The sequence below is a fragment of the Gaoshiqia sediminis genome, assembly GCF_025907915.1.
GTDB lineage: Bacteria > Bacteroidota > Bacteroidia > Bacteroidales > Prolixibacteraceae > Gaoshiqia > Gaoshiqia sediminis.
Genome location: NZ_JAPAAF010000006.1, coordinates 23,820 through 45,437, shown reverse-complemented (window position 1 = coordinate 45,437; position 21,618 = coordinate 23,820). Strand labels below are relative to the sequence as shown.

At 44.1% G+C, this 21,618-nt stretch carries 19 protein-coding genes; 1 reads left to right on the top strand and 18 read right to left on the bottom strand.

Annotated elements, in window-relative coordinates:
• Genes N2K84_RS06170 through N2K84_RS06125 form a run of 10 tightly spaced genes read right to left on the bottom strand, consistent with a single transcriptional unit; the run spans position 1 to position 10,475 of the window.
• Positions 1–246, bottom strand: a complete 246-nt coding sequence (locus tag N2K84_RS06170) for a MoaD/ThiS family protein (protein WP_282590916.1) — start codon at positions 244–246, stop codon at positions 1–3.
• Positions 247–248: 2 nt separating this feature from the next.
• On the bottom strand, positions 249–992 hold the full coding sequence (locus tag N2K84_RS06165) for a sulfite exporter TauE/SafE family protein (protein WP_282590915.1): 744 nt from the start codon (positions 990–992) through the stop codon (positions 249–251).
• Positions 993–994: 2 nt separating this feature from the next.
• On the bottom strand, positions 995–2,170 hold the full coding sequence (locus N2K84_RS06160; RefSeq protein WP_282590914.1) for a molybdopterin molybdotransferase MoeA: 1,176 nt from the start codon (positions 2,168–2,170) through the stop codon (positions 995–997).
• A 7-nt stretch (positions 2,171–2,177) separates the two neighbouring features.
• A complete protein-coding gene (moaA, locus tag N2K84_RS06155; protein WP_282590913.1) occupies positions 2,178–3,158 on the bottom strand; it encodes a GTP 3',8-cyclase MoaA in 981 nt (326 codons plus the stop codon).
• 22 nt (positions 3,159–3,180) lie between these two features.
• A complete protein-coding gene (narI, locus tag N2K84_RS06150; RefSeq protein ID WP_282590912.1) occupies positions 3,181–3,852 on the bottom strand; it encodes a respiratory nitrate reductase subunit gamma in 672 nt (223 codons plus the stop codon).
• A gap of 23 nt (positions 3,853–3,875) precedes the next feature.
• The gene (locus N2K84_RS06145) at positions 3,876–4,475 is read right to left on the bottom strand and encodes a hypothetical protein (protein ID WP_282590911.1); all 600 of its coding nucleotides are present in this window, start codon (positions 4,473–4,475) and stop codon (positions 3,876–3,878) included.
• Position 4,476: 1 nt separating this feature from the next.
• Positions 4,477–5,181 carry a nitrate reductase subunit beta gene (locus tag N2K84_RS06140; protein ID WP_282590910.1) on the bottom strand — a complete coding sequence of 235 codons (705 nt, stop codon included), beginning with the start codon at positions 5,179–5,181 and terminating at the stop codon, positions 4,477–4,479.
• Positions 5,182–5,190: 9 nt separating this feature from the next.
• Entirely contained in the window at positions 5,191–5,970 is a 780-nt protein-coding gene (locus N2K84_RS06135; protein WP_282590909.1) for a 4Fe-4S dicluster domain-containing protein, read from the bottom strand.
• A gap of 18 nt (positions 5,971–5,988) precedes the next feature.
• Complete coding sequence (locus N2K84_RS06130) at positions 5,989–9,600, bottom strand: nitrate reductase subunit alpha (protein WP_282590908.1); 3,612 nt, start codon at positions 9,598–9,600, stop codon at positions 5,989–5,991.
• A 47-nt stretch (positions 9,601–9,647) separates the two neighbouring features.
• A complete protein-coding gene (locus tag N2K84_RS06125) occupies positions 9,648–10,475 on the bottom strand; it encodes a cytochrome c (RefSeq protein ID WP_282591055.1) in 828 nt (275 codons plus the stop codon).
• A 313-nt stretch (positions 10,476–10,788) separates the two neighbouring features.
• Between N2K84_RS06125 and mobA the strand changes: the two genes are divergently transcribed.
• Positions 10,789–11,412: a molybdenum cofactor guanylyltransferase gene (gene mobA / locus N2K84_RS06120; protein WP_282590907.1), complete on the top strand. Its 624-nt coding sequence runs from the start codon at positions 10,789–10,791 to the stop codon at positions 11,410–11,412.
• Between the two features lie 225 nt (positions 11,413–11,637).
• Here mobA and N2K84_RS06115 read toward each other — a convergent pair whose 3' ends face one another.
• The 8 genes from N2K84_RS06115 to N2K84_RS06080 form a co-directional block, all read right to left on the bottom strand.
• On the bottom strand, positions 11,638–12,162 hold the full coding sequence (locus N2K84_RS06115) for a hemerythrin domain-containing protein (RefSeq protein WP_282590906.1): 525 nt from the start codon (positions 12,160–12,162) through the stop codon (positions 11,638–11,640).
• 13 nt (positions 12,163–12,175) lie between these two features.
• On the bottom strand, positions 12,176–12,676 hold the full coding sequence (locus N2K84_RS06110; protein WP_282590905.1) for a hemerythrin domain-containing protein: 501 nt from the start codon (positions 12,674–12,676) through the stop codon (positions 12,176–12,178).
• Between the two features lie 26 nt (positions 12,677–12,702).
• Positions 12,703–14,091 (bottom strand): PLP-dependent transferase, encoded by a 1,389-nt coding sequence (locus N2K84_RS06105; protein ID WP_282590904.1) that lies wholly within the window; start codon positions 14,089–14,091, stop codon positions 12,703–12,705.
• A 5-nt stretch (positions 14,092–14,096) separates the two neighbouring features.
• The gene (locus N2K84_RS06100; RefSeq protein WP_282590903.1) at positions 14,097–14,795 is read right to left on the bottom strand and encodes an aspartate/glutamate racemase family protein; all 699 of its coding nucleotides are present in this window, start codon (positions 14,793–14,795) and stop codon (positions 14,097–14,099) included.
• A 281-nt stretch (positions 14,796–15,076) separates the two neighbouring features.
• Complete coding sequence (gene narI / locus N2K84_RS06095) at positions 15,077–15,754, bottom strand: respiratory nitrate reductase subunit gamma (protein WP_282590902.1); 678 nt, start codon at positions 15,752–15,754, stop codon at positions 15,077–15,079.
• A complete protein-coding gene (gene narJ / locus N2K84_RS06090) occupies positions 15,735–16,388 on the bottom strand; it encodes a nitrate reductase molybdenum cofactor assembly chaperone (RefSeq protein WP_282590901.1) in 654 nt (217 codons plus the stop codon). The genes narI (N2K84_RS06095) and narJ overlap by 20 nt, the downstream gene beginning before the upstream one ends.
• A gap of 1 nt (position 16,389) precedes the next feature.
• Positions 16,390–17,874, bottom strand: coding sequence for a nitrate reductase subunit beta (gene narH / locus N2K84_RS06085; protein ID WP_282590900.1), 1,485 nt, complete (start codon positions 17,872–17,874; stop codon positions 16,390–16,392).
• Between the two features lie 12 nt (positions 17,875–17,886).
• Entirely contained in the window at positions 17,887–21,615 is a 3,729-nt protein-coding gene (locus tag N2K84_RS06080) for a nitrate reductase subunit alpha (RefSeq protein ID WP_282590899.1), read from the bottom strand.
• Between the last annotated feature and the right edge of the window lie 3 nt (positions 21,616–21,618).

The following is a 21,618-nucleotide window of genomic DNA, read 5'->3' as shown; positions in this document are numbered from 1 at the left end:
TTATCCCCCGGAAAAAGGTGGTAATAAAGCTATTTCATCATTTTGGGCAAGCGATGTGTTTTGATGCACAATTTGCCTGTTTACAGCAATTGCGAATTTTATACCGTCCAATTGGGGGTGTTTCTCCAGCAACAATAAATAAAGTTTATCCGTGTCGTCCACAAAAGGAATAGTTAAATTCCCTGTTCCGGTTTTTTCGGCAACAATCCCGAACATTTTTATTTTAAGTAATTTATTTCTCATCATTTTTATGTGAGCAACAGTTTAACAGATGCAAACAGCAATACTGAAGTTAAAAGGTACTTTAGCGTTTTCAGATTGAACCGGAAAGCCCCATACCATGCGCCTAACATCCCCGCTGCTACAGTTCCGGGCATCAGAAGCCACAATTCAGTGGTGATAGCCGGATGAAAAGCGCCAGCCCCCAAAAATCCCGAAGCTGAGTTCAAAAAAATAAACAGGGCGCTCATGGCGGCGGTTTCCCGCATGGAAGCCCAGCCGGTTAACAGTAAAACCGGCGAAAGAAGAATTCCTCCGCCAATACCAATCAGTCCCGATACAAACCCAATAAGAAGTCCAATCAGGGGGGCCATCCAGAACTTTCTGTCTGTTTTAAATTCTTTGTTTTCAGGAAAAAGATTTAAAAATCGTGCAATGGGGAAAAGCAATAATACTCCCAATATCTTCCGATACAGGTCAGCATCAACAACTAAGGAGCCTCCAATAAATGCTGCCGGAACGGAAAAGAGTACCAGCGGCCAGAATAACCGGTGCTGAAACCGGCAGGTTTTACGGTAAGATAAAAAGGCAAATCCTGAAACAAACATATTAAGAAGGAGTGCGGTTGGTCGAATCTGCAACGGGTCCACCTGAAAAAGAGCCAGCAGCATCAGATAACTGCTTGCTCCGCCATGCCCGACTGATGCATAAAAAAAAGCAGCAATGGGCAACAACAAAAAAAGCAACATCCAGGCTGAGTCGTTCAGTACCATTCTTAAAGAAAATAAATGTTAACAGATGTGCCGGCTTCTACAAAATCCACATCTTCCGGGAGTTCGGCAAAACAATCGGCTTTGGAAAAAGCAATGAGGTTAAACGACTGTTGTCCCTCTGCAAGGTGTACTTTTCCGTTTTCAGTATAAGCTTTCATAAAAAAAGTCAATCCTTTCTTTTTAATACTATCCTCCGCCAAAGGGAGTGTTATATCGGGATTCCATACGTTGTTGTGCCCCATGAAATAACGAATGCATGGTTTTACATAGTGGCTGAAACAGCTCAGCACCGAAGCAGGATTTCCCGGTAATGCAAACACCCATTTATTTTCCAGTTTGCCCGCAAAGATAGGTTTTCCCGGACGCTGCTTCACTTTATAAAACAACTCTTTTACTCCCAAACCGGCCAAACTTGTTTTTACAAAATCGTAGTCGCCAACAGATATTCCACCGCTAATAATAACCACATCGCTTTTATTCAGTTCCTTTTCAATATTTTTTCGAAGTTCGGGTTCATTGTCGGCTACACGGCTGGTATATATTTTACGGACACCTAACCGGTTGAGCGCTGCTTTCAGCATCGGGCTGTTGCTGTCGAAAATCGCTCCATGAGTTAGTGGTTCACCCGGCGTGCGCAGTTCACTACCCGTAACAATAACCGATAGCACCGGCGGCGCAAATACTTCAACAGTTGCAAAACCAACAGATGCAAGAAGCCCAACACCTCCCGCAGAGAGAAGCGTTCCCCGTTGCATCATCAACTCACCGGTTCTAATCTGTGTTCCTTTGTACCGTACATTCGCACCCGTTCCAAATCCGGGAAGCGTGTATTGAATGATATTTCCGGTTCGCTCAATTTGTTCCTGCGGGATTACGGTGTCGGCACCTTCCGGCATAGGCGAGCCGGTGAAAATGCGGGCGGCTTCCCCTTCACTGAGACGAAAATTTTTAGCTGAACCGGCAGGAATTTCCACAACAACAGTCCAGCTTTCTCGATTTTTACCCCAGGCAAGTGCATAGCCGTCCATGGCAGAATTATCAAAAGCCGGCACATCAGCAGGAGAAACAATATCTCTGTAAACTACATAACCTGCTGCTTCGGAAACCTGAATTTCAACGCTTCCCCCTCTTGTTAAATTCTCCGCCAATATTTTTCGTGCTTCATTTACCGAAATCATAATTGTTTTATCCTCCAATTTGAATCATACTTCTGTTTTCAATCTTTTGGGGGTCTGTTTTTCTGTATCCGTTTACAAACTGGCCCCCCATTACTTCCTGTTTACCGGCAATCGATTTTTTGATTAACGTTTCAACCGATTCCCCTTTCCTGTATGCGCCCAGGATATCGACTTCGCCTTTTCCAAAAATACAATTTTTTATTTTGCCGTCGGCTGTCAGCCTGATGCGGTTACATTCCCCGCAAAAATGGTCGCTCATAGTGGTAATAAAAGCAATAGTACCTTCATGGCCAATAACCTTATATTTTTTAGCGGTAGCATGAGGTTCGTCCTTAAGTTTTACCATGTCGTAGCGGCTTGCAGCCATATTAAGCATCTGCATTGCGGTTATTACTTTGCTGTTTTGCCAGTGGTTCCCAGGGAAAGGCATAAATTCGATAAATCTCACGTGCAACGGAAGTATCCGGGTTAATTCTATAAAATCATACAATTCATTCTCAATAATACCTGCAATGGCAACTGTATTCAGTTTTACCCGGATATTGTTTTCAACCAGGAGCAGAATATTCTCCCACACCTGTCTGAAAGTATCTCGTTGTGTGATGGAACTGAAAACTTCAGGATTCAGAGAATCAAGGCTCACATTTACAGATTGAATTCCCGATTCTTTAAACAACCCGATAAACTTTCGCAATCTGGCGCCGTTGGTTGTAAGTGTCAGTTCCACGGGCAAAGCTGAAAGGCGCCTGATAATGTCTTCCACACCTTCTCGTACCAGCGGTTCTCCTCCGGTCAATCTGATTTTTTTTACTCCAAGCCCAACAAAGACTTTTGAAATCTCCTCTATTTCATTAACCTGCATTACCCTCTCATTTGGCAAACAAGATACTTTGCCATTGGGCATACAGTAGCTGCATCTGAAATTGCAGTTATCAGTTATTGATATGCGTAAGTAGTCATGAATTCTGCCAAAACGGTCAATTAGCATGGGGCATTTTTTTATTTAATCGTTATGTTTTTTTATAATTCCAAACCACCAGTTGATATGGCCTCCAAAGATATGCAAACGGATATACCAGAAAATGCATAAACCGGGTAAACGGAATCATACCCACCAGTATAAAAGCTGAAACAATATGTACCCGGACCATAAAAGGAAGCTGGGTAACTGCCGCCACATCGGGGTTAAATTTTAAAATAGAATATAAATAAGGCGTTAAAACCATAGCGAACCACGAAGAACCCCAACGGAAGAAGTAGGCGGTCCACAAACCAGAAACGACCTGTACCAAAAGCAAAAGGTAAACGAAAATATCCATCCGGGTTGTAACCACATGCAGCCTCTTCGTTTTTATGCGTCGGATAATAAGCAGAATTAAACCAGTAAGAACAATAAAGCCGAAAGCAAGAGCAGTAAATTCAAGTATTTGCAGGCGTATCGGCACCTGGTTCCATGCGAGCATTGAACGCGGCACCAGAAAAGCGGTGAGATGTCCGAAAAACAGGAAAATCAATCCCCAGTGAAACGGCCTGTTCCCAAAATACAACTGTTTGCTTTCGAGAAACTGGCTGGAAAGGGACGAAACCTGAAACCCGGAATAGCGATACCGGTAAATGCTTCCGAGCAACAGTGTCAAAAGAGCCAGATAGGGTAAAACCACAAACAAAAACATTCCATTCATATCATTCCTTTTTATTCCGGTTATTATTTAATTTTTTGACACAGGGAAAAACATTCAAACGTTTTTGCTTTTTCCTGCGCACTGAAACTGAATTTTTCGAATTCAGATTCAGGAAAATCACTTTGCATGATTCTCAGCAGAATTTCGAGCAACCCTTTATACACGTTTTCATCCTGACGAAAGGCCTCAATCATTTTTTCCAGCGCAGGTATCATCATGGACACAATCAGCTCTTCGGCCAGTGATTTGTCCTTCATTTTGGGTAAAAGCGCAAGCATATTGGGCAGGTGGTCCGGAAGTTCGCTGCCACAGTTGTTGTTTGCATGTTCCTGTTCCGTTTTCATATTGGCCAGAAACACTCCCCGGTTGTAATCTTCGCCGTACAACACGTAGCCAATATCCAAAAAACAGAGCGCCTGCACATCGAATGTGCCGATGTAGTATTCCTGCTGTTCGGCAAGCGTTTTTTCCTGCACATGCGCAACAAACAATTCCAGTTTATGCCCCAGTTCGGGCAAACGGTTCCAGACAATTTTCCGCCATTCCCCTGAAAAGTTTTCCCTTTCAGGAGAGGGATACCTGAAAATTTCGCCCAGTGCGCTGTAATGTGTTAAATCTGTCATTTTACAATCCACGTTTTGGTTTTTTCATAAATCCGAAGCCTGTGCTTCCTTTGTGTACGTGGGTTTCCTCCATCATTTCAATGGCTTCTTCGCGGTGTGCCGGTGGAATGACAAACCGGTCTTCCAGTTTGGCCAGTGAAGTAAGCCGGTAAATATCATTGGCCATTTCGGCTGTTAAACCTGTTTCCAGAAATGCTTTTTCTACCTCCTCGCGGCTAATGTCTCCAACGGTCACCTGGCGTCTGTGCGTACGCACGCTCATCAGCTTTTTCAGAATATTGGCGATAACATTTGTATTTCCGGCACTGAACATACTGGCCAGGTATTTCATCGGAAGCCTCGGGTTACCCATATCATCCCAAAGTGAAGCGCCCACGGAATTGTATTTATTGTCGTCGTTCATTTGTGCCATGGCCGGTAGCAGCGGCATTACATAAAACAGGCTGGGTAGTGTCCTGAACTCCGGATGAAGCGGCAGCGCCAGTCCCCATTCTTTTACATATTTCCATACCGGCGATTTTTGGGCCGCCTGGATGGTAGAATCGGGAATACCACATTTTTTTGCCTCCGCAATTACTTCCGGGTCATTCGGGTCGAGGTACATATCGAGCTGCCTGTTTATCAAATCTTTTTCATCGCAGGAAGCCACCTCGTGAATACGGTCGGCATCGTACAACATGACACCCAGGTAGCGAATCCGGCCCACGCATGAGTGCTAACATGCAGGAGCCTGGCCGGTTTCGAGCCTCGGGTAACAAAGAATACACTTTTCCGATTTGCCGGTATGCCAGTTGTAATACACTTTTTTGTACGGGCAGGCTGTGATACACATTCTCCACGCCCGGCAGCGGTCCTGGTTCACTAGCACAATTCCGTCTTCGCCACGTTTATATATAGCACCCGATGGACAGGCCGCCACACAGGCTGCATTGAGGCAGTGGTTGCAAATACGTGGAAGGTAAAACATCACCATTTGTTCCAACTGAAACATGGCTTCCCGTTCTGCAGGCGATAAATCTTTCATGTTTACGTCGTTCCGGGCATACTCGGGCGAGCCTCCCAAATCGTCGTCCCAGTTGGGGCCCGACTTCGGTGTCATTTTTTCACCGGTAATCATAGAAACCGGTTCGGCAGTGGGCTGGTCATCGCCTTCGGGCGAATCGAGCAGTTTTTCGTACTGGTAATTCCACGGTTCGTAATAATCATCCATGGTTGGCATGTGGGTATTGTGGAAAAGCTTTTTCAACCCTTTGGTTTTCCCTACGCCTTTCAGTTCAATGGATTGGCTGTTTTTCTCCCAGCCGCCTCTATACATTTCCTGGTCTTCCCATTTTTTGGGATACCCGGTGCCCGGTTTGGTTTCCACGTTGTTCCACCACATGTATTCCGCACCTTTCCGGTCGGTCCATGTGTTTTTACAGGCAATGGAACATGTATGGCAGCCAATGCACTTATCGAGGTGGAAAACCATTGAAACTTGTGATCGTATATTCATAACTCCTTTTTTTGCTGATTAAAAATTCACCTGTTCCATCTTTTTTACATACACAAAAGTATCGCGGTTTACACCTACCGGCCCCCAGTAGTTGATGTGATAGGTAAACTGACCATAACCGCCAACCAAAAGATTGGGCTTCAGGTGCACACGGGTAAGGCTGTTGTGCCCACCGGCCCTGCGGTTTCCGCGGCTGGGCGATTTGGGAACAGAGTAAGTACGTTCGGGTGAGTGGTAAACAAAACAAATTCCCTTGGGAATACGGGAACTCACACAGGCGCGTGTGCAATATACCCCGTTGTCGTTCAGCACTTCCACCCAGTCGTTGTCTTTTACTCCCATGTCTTCCGCATCTTTTTCGCTCAGCCAGCAAGGTTCCATTCCCCGCGAAAGGGTAAGCATCCTCAATGTATCACCGTATGTGGAATGGATATGCCATTTCCCGTGGGGTGTCAGCACATTCAGCAATTTAGCCGATCCATCGTTTACAGTTTTGCGCAATTCGCCGTAAAGCTCAGGTCGCGGAGATGGTTTGTAGGTCGGTAGGTTCTCACCAAAAAGAATATATCCCTGGTGGTCGAGGTAAAAATGTTGCCGTCCGGTAAGCGTTCGCCAGGGGACCAGGTATTCTATGTTATATGAAAAAGCTGAATAGGCCCTGCCGTTTTCTGTTAATCCCGACCAGATGGGCGAATTGAGCAAACGATTTGGTTGTGCCTGCAAATCTTTATAAGTATAGGAAGTGTCATTGTTCGTTGGTCGAAGTTTACTTAAATCGAGTCCCGTATTTTTTTCGGCAGCCTGGTAAGCCCGTTCACTCAGCCTTCCGTTGGTTAATGATGAAAGCAGGAGCACTGCATCGATGGCTTCCACATCCTCTTTAATGGATGGATAGGTTTTGCCTTCGATGGTATTTACCCGTTTCTCACTATTCAGTAATTTTTCGTAGTAATCATCAACCTGATACGAGGTACCATGTGCTCCCACACCGTTTTTCACGTTATCGCCCAGGCTGATAAAATGGTTGTACAGTTGTGTGTAATTCCGTTCCACCGGAACAATATTGTGCATGGTTTTCCCCGGAATAGGTTCACATTCGCCGGCAAACCAGTCGTTGATTTCCGTTTGAGAAATTTCCCCTTTTGAGTCGTGTGCGATGGGAACATTTACAATATCAGATTGCGGGCCAGGTAAGTGTACTTTAGCCACTTCACTGGTTACGCGGGCAATTTCACGGAAAATTTCCCAGTCGGTTTTCGATTCCCAAACTGGTGGAATGGCAGCCGACAGTGGATGAATAAAAGAATGCATGTCGGTGCTGTTCAAATCAGCCTTTTCATACCACGAAGCAGCCGGCAGAACAATGTCGGAATACAAAGCTGAAGTGTCCATCCTGAAATTGAGGTCCACCACTAGATCCATTTTCCCCTGCGGTGCATTTTCCTTCCATTCAATTTCCTTCACAAATTCTTTTGCCACCTCATCGGAAATTTCATTGTGATGCGTTCCCAGATAATGCTTCAGAAAATATTCGTGCCCTTTGGCGCTCGCCATCAATGCATTGCCCCGCCAGATGTACCAGACTCGCGGAAAATTTTCTTCCTCATCAGGTTGATTCACCGAATATTTTAATTCTCCTGATTTTAACTGACTGATAATGTAATCCTGAATTTCTTTTGTTTCGATTGCACCTGCTTTTTTGGCTTCTTCTGCAATTTCGAATGAATTTTTATTGTATTGTGGAAAAAACGGCATCCAGCCATTTCGCACCGATTTGGCTATCAGGTCGGCAGAGTGTTGCGAAGAAAAGTCGTTTTTAGGTACAGTGTTGTAATCGGCTTGGTTTCCGTCGTAGCGCCACTGGTCGGAATGAATGTAATGCCAGATGGGTGTTTGCTGAAAACGCGGTGGGATTTTCCAGTCTTTGCCCGACATGATGGTTCCCCAGGAATCCTGCGGGGCCAGTTTTTCCTGACCCACATAATGGTTCATACCTCCTCCGTTTACACCGATACAGCCAGTAAGCATTAGCGACATAGTAGCTGCGCGGTAAATCAGGTTGCTGTGGTACCAGTGATTTATTCCGGCACCAATAATGACCATGCACTTTCCGTTAGTAGCTTTGGCTGTATTGTACCATTCGCGGGCAAACCGGACGACCGTGTCGGCACTGATACCGGTGTAAATTTCCTGCCAGGCAGGGGTATAAACGCCATCAGCATCGTTAAATCCGTTTGGAAAATCACCGTCCAGTCCGCGGTCGATGCCGTACTGCGCCATCATTAAATCGTAAACAGTGGTATAAGCTATTTTGCCGTTTTCGGTTTGAAGGTAACGCACCGGAACTCCGCGATTGATGGTTTGTTTCTTATCAAAACGGTTAAATTCAACCTGTAAAACTTCATCATTTTTACTGAGAAGACTGAGCAGCGGACTGTACTTTTCGCCAGTTTCACCATCTTTGTATTGCAAGTTCCAGTTTCCTTTCTTTTCCTGCCAGCGGTGTCCGGAACTACCCCGGGGACAAACAAATTCACCGCTGTTTTCATCGATGTTAAGGAACTTCCAGTCGCTGTTTTCAATGTCTTTGTACTTTTTCAGAAGATTCGCCCTCAGCAACCTTCCCGGAACATACCTGTCACCTTCTTTATCGAGCTGCACCAAAAAAGGTGAATCAGTGTATTTTTTTGTATAATCGATAAAATAAGGAACTTGCTGTTCTGCGTGTGCTTCTTTCAAAATAACGTGGGTTACCGCCATCCAGAAAGCGCCATCCTGCCCTGCATGAACCGGTACCCACTGGTCGGCGTACTTGGCTACCATGCTGAAATCGGGCGAGAATACAACTGTTTTTGTTCCGTTGTGCCGCGATTCGGAAAAGAAATGCACATCGGGAGTTCGGGTCATTCCCAGGTTAGCGCCCATTACGGCTACAAACTTGGAATTGTACCAGTCAGCGCTTTCTCCCACATCGGTTTGTTCTCCCCATATTTCAGGAAACGAGTTGGGTAAATCGCAGTACCAGTCGTAAAAGCTGAGGTTCACCCCACCAAACAACTGCAAAAACCGCGATCCTGCTGCAAAACTCATCATCGACATAGCTGGGATTGGAGAGAAACCAACTACGCGGTCTGGACCGTATTTTTTAGCCGTGTAAATATTGGCTGCACTGATAATCTCTAAAGCCTCATCCCAGGAAATCCGGCGCAATCCGCCTTTACCCCGGGCTTTTTGGTAACGTTTGCGCTTTTCAGGGTCTTGCTGAATGTTTTGCCAGGCAAGCAGTGCATCGCCAGTTTTCTCTTTTTCAGCCCTGAACAGGTCGATTAACGCGCCGCGAATCATGGGATATTTCACGCGCACAGGGCTGTACAAATACCACGAAAAAGAAATACCCCGTTGGCAACCCCGCGGTTCGTAATGGGGTAAACTGCTTTCCAGTAAAGGATAATCGAGCGCCTGCGACTCCCAAACCACAATCCCGTCTTTTACATGGATGTTCCAGCTACAACCACCGGTACAATTCACTCCGTGGGTGCTGCGTACGGTTTTGTCATGTTGCCAGCGGTTGCGGTAAAACTCTTCCCATTGCCTAGCTTTGGGAGAAATCATATCTTTAATCCAGCTCATAGCAATTGTTTTTTATAGCGGAAAAATCTATTTAAAGCCTAACATTTTCAAGCGGGAAGCTTACGGTGATCGTAAAACAGATACAGATGAATCATGAAAAACATTGCGAGAATCAGACTCAATACTAAAAATATAAATCCATCTCCTGATTGTTTGGGCTTTCCGGTGTTCTCTTCATTTATCTGCCACAGCATTGCAGTAATAGCTTCCAACTCGTCTTCTGTTAAATTTTTGTTGCGCAAGGCCACATTCATCGCCGGAAATGGTGGATTGGCCAAGATGGCCCGTACACCGGCTTCACCCAATCTTCCGTAAGAACTGGTCAGGTCGAGACTCAGTTTCCCTCCGCCAATCAAAGAAGCATCTTGTAAAAAATGGCAGGACATACACGACGAGGCGCCATTGCCAAATGCTTCGTATCCGTAAAAAAGCCTGCGACCCCGTTCCACCAATTGCTGCTGATAGTCAGGAGGAGGTACTGCGCTGGCCAAACCGGCATCCGTTTCTTGGGGCTGAACTATTGCAGGCTCAGATGAGTCAACAGTGCGGATATAACTGATAATTGCCAATATGTCGGAATCAGTCAATTGGTTATCGGGCATTGGAATCTGGTTGTACTCCTGGAAAAGTGCTACCGCCAAAGAATCACCATTTGCAATCATCTTTTGCGAGGAGCGGATAAAATCGACCAACCAAGTTTGATCACGCTTGTCATAAATCCGGCTAAGATCAGGGCCGACCAATTTTCCTTTGTTGATGGTATGACAGGCAGCACAAGTGGATTGAAACAAGTTCTCTCCGGAAGATTGTCCCTGGGTTTTCATTCCCCCAAAAACCAGGATAACAAGTAATCCCAATATCCTTCCATGTTTCATATCTTTCAATTTAATGATTCGCTTCTCATACAAAAGGATGATTTTGTCCTTTTGTCAATATTAGTTAATATTTTTCAGAACTGCATGCTGATTCACAGCTATAAAAACTATTCGTAGAGCATATGAAATATATTAATTGCCGTAATTGAAAGTTCATTACACAATCCGTCCCAAACGTTAGTTTTTAGAATAACAATTCTATAAGATGCTTATCAACGAGTGGCTGACACGGGTTAAAGGCAATTGGATAAAACGAATTGAACTGTCTCAAAACGCAACGAACTATGCATATTTATCGTGATATTTGTACTCCATGACGCAGAATGATTCAGATATTACCGGTATTATTCTTGCCGGAGGGCAAAGCCACCGTATGGGCTTCAACAAAGCGTTGGCTATGCTTGACGGGAAGCCTTTGATTGAATTTGTTGTGGATAATTTGAGAAAGATTACACAGTCGTTGATACTGAGTACCGGTTCAGAGTTTTTCGAGTATAAAAACTTACAGGTAGTACCCGATCTTCATCCTGGGTTTGGCCCTTTGGGCGGAATTTGCTCAGCTTTAAAATCATCCAAGACCAATTTGAACTTAGTCTTATCCTGTGATATGCCTCTTGTTTCATCGTCGTTTCTTTCTTTCCTTGCAGAGGAGGCACGCAGGCATCCGGCACCCATTACATTGCCTGTCGATAAGTACGGTTATTGGCAACCGTTATGTGCTGTCTACCGAAAAGATGTCTTACCGGCCTTATATGAAGCCTTATCTCGTAATGAACTCAAGATTATCACGGCCATCCGGGAGACGCATCCCCGAGTTATCCAGTTTATGGAATGGCATCCTTCGTTTCAAAATATGTCATTTCTCAGTATCAATACACCAGAAGCACTGAAACAAGCTGAATCCGTTCTGGATATTTTTCGGGAGAAGAGATTGTGACCAACCAATTTTGATCTAGATTTTTTCTAAAACAAAGCTCTGCGCTGCCGATGGGGTCTTTCTGTTACTCTTATGTTTTCGCAATTATTCATCGTAGATGTTAAGTAGGCAAATCAAACATCCTTCGAATAAAAGACCGGGGCAAACACCTGTAAGTCTGTCCTGCCCCAGTTTGTTTATTTCGTATCAAACGACAAATGAATCAAAAGCAATTCAAGGCACTCATCAAATCGTTACAGACAGACTTTTTACAAACTCGTCCAAATCCTGTTTTATGAAGTTCTCCAATTTAACAGCTGCATAAGCTTCGTTTACCGTCTTTTTCTCCGAATCGTTCAAAGCCTCTTCTGCCATCTCGTACAATACATTATCTTCTTTGAATATATGATCGCGAAGCAGATTGCCATACCTGCGCGCATTCTCAATAAGCGCCTCCTTGTCATACAGAACTAGGGCACTTTTCATTCCAGTAACAAACTCCCTTCCGGCATCGTGTTCGTGAAGCATCACGGGAATGGGATTACAGTGCGTGTTTACCATATTTCGGAGCATAGCTTTAAACAGAATATCTTCTTCTTTTACATGGTGATACCCATCGGCATAATTCTGAATGAAAGAAATAACCCTTTGAAAGAAATTTTCATCCACATCTTTACCTTGTACAAGACGATCGCATTCAAGCATTACTGCATCAATGACTTTCAGAATGTATTGATGCTCTTTTGACAGTTCGTTCGTAATGTTTTCCATTTATTTATAATTTTTAGATTTTTAATTTTTCTCTGTTTCTCTCGCTTTCGGCCCATGAGGTCAGATCTTTACTTTTCATGCGTATTTCATTCATGACTTCCAATAAACGAAGACTTTTTTTCATGCCGAAGCTTTTCATTTTAGGACAAATGCTTTCGCATTCGATTAATTGCAATTGAAGAGATTGAAGTAGTACGATGCCTTCTTCAAAATCGGGTTCTGCCAAATAATCAGAAGTAAATATCTCTATTAACCGATGGATTCGGGCGATAACAAAATCATGGTCGGTAAAAAGCTTATGAATGTATTCCGAGCCTAACACTGGTAACAATTCCTTGAAGAGGACTTCTTCCTCGAATCGGTAATGTGGACCCGCGAATGCATTCAACTGGTTCAAACTTGCAGTTGCTTTCTTCTTGTCTTTTTTAAGGCAGGCCTCTGTCATTTGCAAAAGGAGGTTCCGCATAAAGACGTGGTCATTTCGGAACTCTTCAATGAAATTATTGATTTCCATGGCTTTCTAATATTAATTGTGTTGTATTATAGTTTGTTTAGGCCATCCACCAGATGAGCAAGAGTATTTTTCACATTTTCTGCTCCTACCGAAAGTCTCATCAGGTACCGAGATAGTCCCAAAGATTCTAGCGTGCTGTCACTGTCGAAATAGCGGGTAATGAGGGCATAAGGCATCAACATGCTTTTTTCGAAGCCCATACTTGGTCCTTTGATTGTGATAGTACAATGGTCGTAAAAGGCAGTTGCCCGTTGCTCTGATTCGTTCTTCAATCTGAAACTAACAACATGTCCGTTCCCGTTTTTCAAGCCTTGAGGAGAAAAAACACGGGCAATTTGAGGGTGGTTTTGCAGAAACTGGGTTACGACAGCCGCATTTTCAGCCATACGCGCAATCCGCTCGGGAAAGTCGTTGAGGTTATGTTCCAACACCGAACTTTCTTCCGGATTCATTGCAAAGGCTTCAGCCTGGATTTTTTGCTCAGCATTTGGACTTCCGGGATTGGCGAACAAAACTCCGCCCAAATGGTTGTTCTTTCCGCTGAGTGATTTTGTACTGCTGTGAACAATCCAATCGGCACCAAACTCGAACGGTGAATAATGCCAGGGACTGGCAATGGTGCTGTCAACGAGCACTTCTGCACCAACAGCATGAGCACGCGTAACAATCTGTCTTAAATCTTCTACCTGAAGTAATGGATTGGTTGGAATTTCGAGGAACACCAGCCCAGTGTCTACGGGGAAAGCATCATTTCGAAAATGTTCCAGGAACAGTGTTTGTTCGTAAGCATGACGTTCGGAAAGTTTACGGAAAATTTTGTGGCTGTCGGTATAACAACTACCTATTACGACTGCCCGTTTGCCAGGCTTAAGCAGCGATAAAACAGTGCAGTAGATCGCTGCCATCCCGCTGTTGAAGCACCAGGTCTTCGCTGGGTTCGAACCTTTCTCGAGCTGGGATAGAGAAGTTTCCAACAAACCTGAGGGCTCCGGCACTGGCACTTGGCTCAAAATTCGGTGTGCTTTACGGGCATTCAGAACAATACCTGAGTTTGTGATATCCTCCGAAAGTTGCTGCGCATACCTAACGGGCACATGAAGAATGGCATACGAGTTACCTTTTCTTTTGAAGGCCTCAATTTGGCAAGTACTGGCTAGAGCTGGAGAAACAAAATGATTCACCACATGATTTGCAGCATGTTGGTTTTGTACAGCAAACGCATCAAAGCCCGGTCGCTTATGTTGTTGTTGGATTTTTGCAACAAAAGGGTGCGGAATGAAGCGCGGATAGCCTTGTTCGGGAACCCTACGTTTTTCTTCGTAATCGATAACATCCTGCAGTGTGTGTAGGATACAACTTACTCCGTAAACACCGCCAGATACTTTGGGTACAATGATAAGTTCTGTATTCTCCATGTAAATTAATTGTCAAAAGATTGTTTTACTATTTCGCGTACATGGATCCTGGTAGTATTCAGGAAAGGAATGTTTAAATAATATTCCTCGGGAAACATGATGGGAAACTCAGTACAACCGAGTATCAGAGAGTCAATTTCGAAGTCATTTATCATTTTACAAACGATACTGAGCAATTCCGCCCTGGTTTCTTCTTTAAATATCCCCAGTTCGAGTTCCGAAAACAACAACAGGTGTATTCGTTCAATCATCCTTGGTTCGGGCGTGAAAATCTCAATGTGCTCGTGGGCAAAACTCTCGGAAAAAAACGATGACTTCATGGTAAATTTAGTACCGAACAGGCCACATCGCTTCAATCCCAATTCTTTTGCCCTGTTTTTGCATGTTTCCACAATGCTGATAAGTGGGATGGTGGTTTGGTCTTGTATCTCAGAAAACAGCAAATGCGGGGTATTGGCACTCATGGCTGCAAAATCGGCACCGGCTTCGGCCAGTTTGTTGATGCAACCCGCCAAATACCGACTTGCTCCGTGGTAATCGGCTTGTTCGAGCATACCGATAAATTTAGCCATATTAACGCTATAAATCAGGATTTCAGGATAATTCAGATTTGTACTACCTTGGTTGAACTCATCAATGATCTCCTTGTAGTAATCAATCGTTGCCTCTGGCCCTAATCCACCTAATATTCCAATTGTCTTCATTTTTTAATGCTCATGTCAGTATAATTCGTTTTGATTTGTTCCATTTTCGGCTAAAAGCCGAACGAACGGCGGCATATTCCTTGCCACAAAAACCTGAAATTCCCATACAAATATAGAACACAAATAGACCTTTTTGTCTTCTTGGGTGCAAAAAACATCATTTCTTAACGTGATTATTCAGACAAATAGACTCGGTTAATGCATCCTATTTTGTTGATTTGAACATATTAATTCGCCTCTTCGGATGAGCGACATCGAATGAGTTAAAAAACTCCTAAAGACTATACTCTCCGGCGTATTAACTGATAACTGGACCGCAAGAAATAAGCAATTGGTAAAACAAGGATATGCATAAGTTTGGTGTAGGGAAAAATCATAAAAATGACAAGTCCTATGGTAAAATGAATCTTGTACAGAATACTATGCCCTTCAATTACATCACCTGCGTTAGGTTGAAACGTGATAATTTTCTGTGCCCACTCTCCCAAAGCAGCGTATTCGCTGACGGTTCCATTTGCGGTTGTTACTACTGAAGCCAAACCGAGTCCGGCTTCTACAATGAGCAAAATTAAAATGAAATAATCGTGAAAGCTACTGGCAAACCGGACTCGCTCGTTGGATAGTCTTCGTCTGAACAACATCAGCATCCCGATGAAGGTGACAATCCCGAAGCTAGTTCCAAAAATGAGAGCTATCATCCGTTTAGTTTCAGTAGACATTACAATGTGGTAAACTTCCTCAGGTAAAAACAATGTAAAATGTCCAAAAAAAACAATGATAATTCCGTAATGAAAAAGGTTGTTGCCTTTGCGAACGCCATCTTTAGCCAAAATCTGGGTTGATTTTGCCTGGATACTTTTATTGGCAACGATAAAACGGGTAATAAGCCCAAACCAAAACACAGCGAACGCAATGTGGGGAAAGTAAGTAAATAACAGGTTATTGATATAGTTTTCCATAGCCTTCCTTTTTACAGTTTAAACATGAATTGTCTCCTCCGAATTCGACAGGTTCTTCCTCATATTCTGCATCCAAATCAAGTGGCTTCTCATTTTTGATAAGCGATTCGGTGATTTTCGCGTCGGGCTGATGCGCTGATAGCGAAACAATGGCAGCTAAAATGTATTGATATGGATGGTTCTTTTCTTTCAGTGCCATAAAAATCCGTTGGATGATATGAACAGGTTCAGACAGAAACTCAGAAGCTTTTTCGGTCTGCTGGGTTGATAAAAATTCCAGAAATGCCGGGATATAGTCGGGCAACTCGTTGCTTGATAGCTGCATTTCGTTTTCATGATAAAATTCGAGCATGTCGACCATGGCTTGCCCCCGGTCTTTGGAGTCACCTTTGATGTGTTCAAACAGGTGAAGCGATGCACTGCGGGAATAGTCAAAAAGCTGAACATATTCTGCCTGCCAGTCGGTTAAATCCATTTTAGTAAAATGGTTTACAAAGTGATTTATACCATCAATTTTCTCTGACGACAGCAAGGCTTCATCTTTAAGCTCAATTTCGCATTCTCGAAGAAAGTTCTGTAACTGAGCATCAGGATACGAAAGCAGCAAAGAGAGTATTTTGTAGGTTTTTAACATGTTACAATCCTCCAAACAGGTTTTTTAATTTATCGTTACCACATCCACCATTGTCGGAAAACCCGCAGGAAGCTTTGTACCCGAATGCATCTTTGGCATACTCGCGATGTGACGTTGGTATAACATAACGATCGTTGTAGTTGGCAATGGCCATCAGTTCATACATTTTCTCAGTTTCTTCGGGTGTGAGTCCGGTATTTTCCAAAACAGAAGTATTGACTTCCTTATCAACAGTTTTACTGCGCATGTATGCCCGCATGGCCAGCATACGTTTCAGCGCATCTTTCACAGGAGCCTCATCGCCTGCAGTAAACATGTTGGCCAGGTACTTGTTTGGAATGCGCAAATCATCAACATCGGGCAGAATCCCGTTTATGCCAATTTTACCGCTTTCGGCTGCATTCACCACCGGAGATAACGGTGGAACGTACCATACCATTGGTAAGGTGCGGTACTCTGGGTGAAGCGGGAAAGCCACTTTCCAATCGATGGCCATTTTATACACGGGTGAATTTTTAGCTGCTTCAAGTACGTTATGTGCAATGCCCTGTTTTTCAGCTTCTTTAATTATTTCGGGGTCGTTGGGGTCTAAAAACAGCTTCAGATGTTCGTTATAAAGATCGGTTTCATTTTTACTGGAGGCAGCTTCCAGAATTTTATCTGCATCGTACAGGAGCACTCCAATGTAACGTATCCGGCCTACACACGATTCGCTACAAATGGTGGGTTCGCCCACTTCTATTTTCGGATAGCAAAATGTGCATTTTTCCGATTTCTGTGTTTCCCAGTTAAAGTATATTTTCTTGTATGGGCAGGCGCTTACACACATCCTCCAACCCCGGCAACGACTTTGGTCGATGAGTACAATTCCGTCTTCTTCGCGCTTGTAAATGGCACCCGAGGGGCAGGCAGCCACACAGGTGGGATTCAGGCAATGTTCACAAAGGCGCGGCAGGTACATCATGAAGGAATTTTCAAATTCGCCATAAATTTCCTTTTGTACTTCATCGAAATTTTTTTCACGACTTCGTTTTTCAAAGCTTCCTCCCAGGTTGTCTTCCCAGTTGGCTGACTTTTCGATTTTTTCCATGGGCTTCCCGGTAAGAATGGAATAGGGTCTGGCCGATGGTGGCGTTTTGAATTTAGAGCCTTTGTGCAAAATTGAATAATTAAAAGTAAAAGGCTCGTAGTAATCATCAATAAAAGGCATGTTGGGATTGGCAAAAATGTGTTTCATTATACCGGTTTTATTGCCCATGCGGGGTTTCAGTTTCTCTTTATCCAGTTTCCAGCCACCTTTCCATTTTTCCTGGTTTTCCCAATCATCGGGGTATCCGATGCCGGGTTTGGTTTCTACATTATTAAACCAGGCATATTCTACCCCTTTGCGTGAAGTCCAGACATTTTTACAGGTTACCGAACAGGTATGGCAACCGATACATTTGTCCAGATTAAGTACCATGGCTATTTGCGCACGTATTTGCATAATTCTGTTTTTTTAGTTTTCATCGGACGCTTCGTCCTTCCATTCTACTTTGCTTAATTTACGAATAATCACAAATTCATCGCGGTTCGAACCGATGGTTCCATAGTAGTTAAATCCGTAACTTAACTGGGCATAACCGCCAATCATGTGGGTGGGTTTGATACTGATGCGTTCCACGGAATTATGCACTCCACCCCGGTTGCCATTGACCTGGTTTACGGGCATGTTCACCGTACGTTCCTGATTGTGGTACATAATCAAGGCATTTTCAGGCACTCGTTGTGAAACGACTAGACGTGCAACAGAAGCACCGTTGCTATTAAAGACTTCTACCCAATTGTTGTCTTTCAGATTGATTTTGGCAGCGTCCTTTTCGCTCATCCAAACAACAGGTCCTCCCCGTCCCAAGGTAAGCATCAATAAGTTGTCTGACCACGAGGAGTGGATGGTCCATTTGTTGTGTGGTGTCATCATATTAATAACCAGGTACTCGTCTGATTTATCGAGTTTTCTTAACACCTCTTGCACCGATTTGGTGTTAATAGGTGGTTTGTAACAAACCATGTTCTCACCAAAGGCAATCATCCACGGATGATCCTGGTATGTTGTTTGTCGTCCGGTGAGTGTACGCCACGGTATGAGTTCATGTACATTGGTGTAACCTGCATTGTAAGAGACTTCCTCCGAATCGATTCCACTCCAGATGGGGGAGGTAATGATCTTACGAGGCTGCGAGAGCAAATCCTTGTACCTTATTTTTTCTTCTTCGCGCGTTTCGGCCAGATGCCGGTGATTTCGGCCGGTGGCTTTTGACAAGGCTTCCCAGGCTTTTACTGCTACCTCGCCGTTGGTTTCAGGAGCCAAAGAAAGGATAGTTTCTGCTGCCTGTATGTCGGTTTCGATACGAGCCAGGCCCTTTGTTTCGCCTTCGTTTTCGGATGTTTTATTGAGAAGTTTAAGAAAATCTACTTCTTTGTCAGTGTTCCAGTTAATTCCTTTTGCCCCGTTTCCTAACTTCGACATGAGTGGTCCCAGGGTTGTAAAACGGTGGTAGGTTTCGGGATAATCGCGAATCACTTCGATGATTTTCGACATATTTTTTCCCGGTTTCAGTTCTCCCCCCGTTTCTTTCCAGTCTTCACCATGAGTAGTTTCCGAAAGTTCCATGGGCGAATCGTGCTGTAATGGAAGCAACACAATGTCTTTTTCTTTACCCAGGTGATTTACGGTTAATTCGGAGAACCTTTTGGCCAGATTTTTGAAAATTTCCCAGTCGGAACGGGCTTCCCATACCGGATCAACCGCTTTTGAAAAGGGATGAATAAAAGGATGCATGTCGGAAGTGCTCAGGTCGTTCTTTTCGTACCAGGTGGCAGCAGGCAGAATAATATCGGAATGCAGGGTTGTGGTTGACATGCGGTAATCGATGGTCACCAACAGGTCGAGCTTTCCTTCGGGGGCCTGGTCGTGCCATTTCACTTCCTGAGGAACTTGTTGTCCGTTGGTTTTCAGATCATCACCAAAAACACTGTTTTGTGTTCCCAGTAAATGCTTCATGAAATACTCCATTCCCTTTGCACTGGATCCTAATAAATTCGATCGCCAAACAAACAGGTTGCGTGGGAAATTCTTTGGATTATCCGGGTCTTCAGATGCAATATTTAGATTACCACTCTTGAGTTTTTCAGTTATAAATGTTTCAGCATCTTTACCTTCTCTTTCCGCCTGTCGTGCCAGATCAAGAGGATTCTCGCTCAATTGAGGACTCGAAGGAAGCCAGCCCATCCGTTCGGCTTTTACATTACAGTCAATCATCGATTTGGTCTTCCATTCCTCCTTGTTGGCCAAAGGTGAAATCAACTCCGACAAGCCTACTTTTTCGTAGCGCCATTGGTCGGTGTGCATATAAAAAAACGAAGTTGTATTCATTTGCCGGGGCGGGCGGTTCCAGTCGAGGCCAAAAGCCAACGGCAGCCAACCTGTTTGTGGCCGAAGTTTTTCCTGACCCACATAGTGTGCCCAGCCACCACCCGATTGTCCCACACAACCGCAAAACATGAGCATGTTGATGGCGCTACGGTAAATCATATCGGTATGGAACCAGTGGTTGACACCTGCACCAATAATAATCATTGATTTACCTTTGGTTTTCGCCGCATTTTCGGCAAACTGACGTGCAGTTGAAATAATTTGTGATGCAGGTACTCCGGTAATTTGCTCTTGCCAGGCAGGTGTGTATGGTAAATTTTGCTCATAGCTGGCTGCTGAATTCTCATCGTCGAAACCACGTGAAATACCATAGTTAGCTACCATCAGATCGAAAACAGTGCAATAGTGAAACGCGCCATCGGTCGATTTTTTAACCGGAACTTTGCGGGTAATAATATCAGCATGTTCACTGGCATTAAAATGTTCGTGTTTGTATGTGTTTCCTCCAAAGAAAGGAAATGAAACATCGAATACCTCGTCGTGCTGTTCGATTACCGACAAGCGGGGCTGAATTTTTTCTCCGCTAACTACATCTTTTAGTTCCAGATTCCATTTTTGACTTTGATCCCAGCGTGAACCAATGGTTCCGTTTGGAATGACAAAGGTGTCTGATTTTTCATCAAGGAGTACCGGTTTCCAGTCGGCACATTTCTCTTCCGAAAGTTTGTTTTTCAAATCACTGGCACGAAGCACCCTGCCGGCCACATAACGTCCGTTTTCCTTTTCAATTTTCACCAGAAAAGGCAAGTCGGTGTATTGGCCGGCATATTCCTCAAAATAGGGTACCTGCTTTTCAAGGTAGAATTCTTTCAGGATTACATGTCCCATGGCCATTCCCAGGGCTGCATCGGTGCCCTGTTTGGGTTTAATCCAAAGGTCGGCAAATTTAGCCGCATCGTTATAATCGGGCGAAATGTTGATGGTTTTGGTGCCCTTGTATCTTACCTGTGTATAAAACGGAGAATCGGGTGTTCGGGTAAGGGGAACATTAGATCCCCAGAGCATCAGAAAGGAAGAGTTGTACCAGTCGGCACTTTCAGGAACATCGGTTTGTTCTCCCCAGGTTTGCGGCGATGCTGGTGGCAGATCACAGTAAAAATCATAAAAGCTAAGCATGGTTCCACCAATCATGCTCAGGTACCTGGCGCCGGAAGCGTATGAAACCATTGACATAGCCGGGATGGGTGTAAATCCAACCAGACGGTCGGGCCCGTATTTTTTAATAGTATAAATATTTGCAGCAGCAATTATTTCGTTTACTTCACTCCAATCGGTGCGGACCATGCCGCCTAATCCGCGTTCGGCTTTGTATTTTTTTGAAATTCCGGCATCGTTCATGAGGCTTTCCCAGGCCTCAACAGGATCGTTCAGTTGAGCTTTGGCATTACGATATGCTTTTACCAGTGAAGCGCGAATCATGGGATACTTTACCCGGTTGGCACTATAAAGATACCAAGAATAACTGGCACCACGTGGACAACCCCGTGGTTCATGATTGGGCAACCCAGGACGGGTTTCAGGATAATCGGTTTGCTGAATTTCCCAGGTTACTAGTCCGTTTTTTACATAGATTTTCCATGAACAGGAACCTGTACAATTAACGCCATGGGTGGAACGTACCACCTTGTCGAACTGCCAGCGATTGCGGTAAAAATGTTCCCAGTCGCGGTTTTCATCGGTAAGCACAGAATGTTTATCCTGACTTTTTGTTACATTTTTACTGAAGTAAATGAATTTATTCAAAAGCCTCATGAT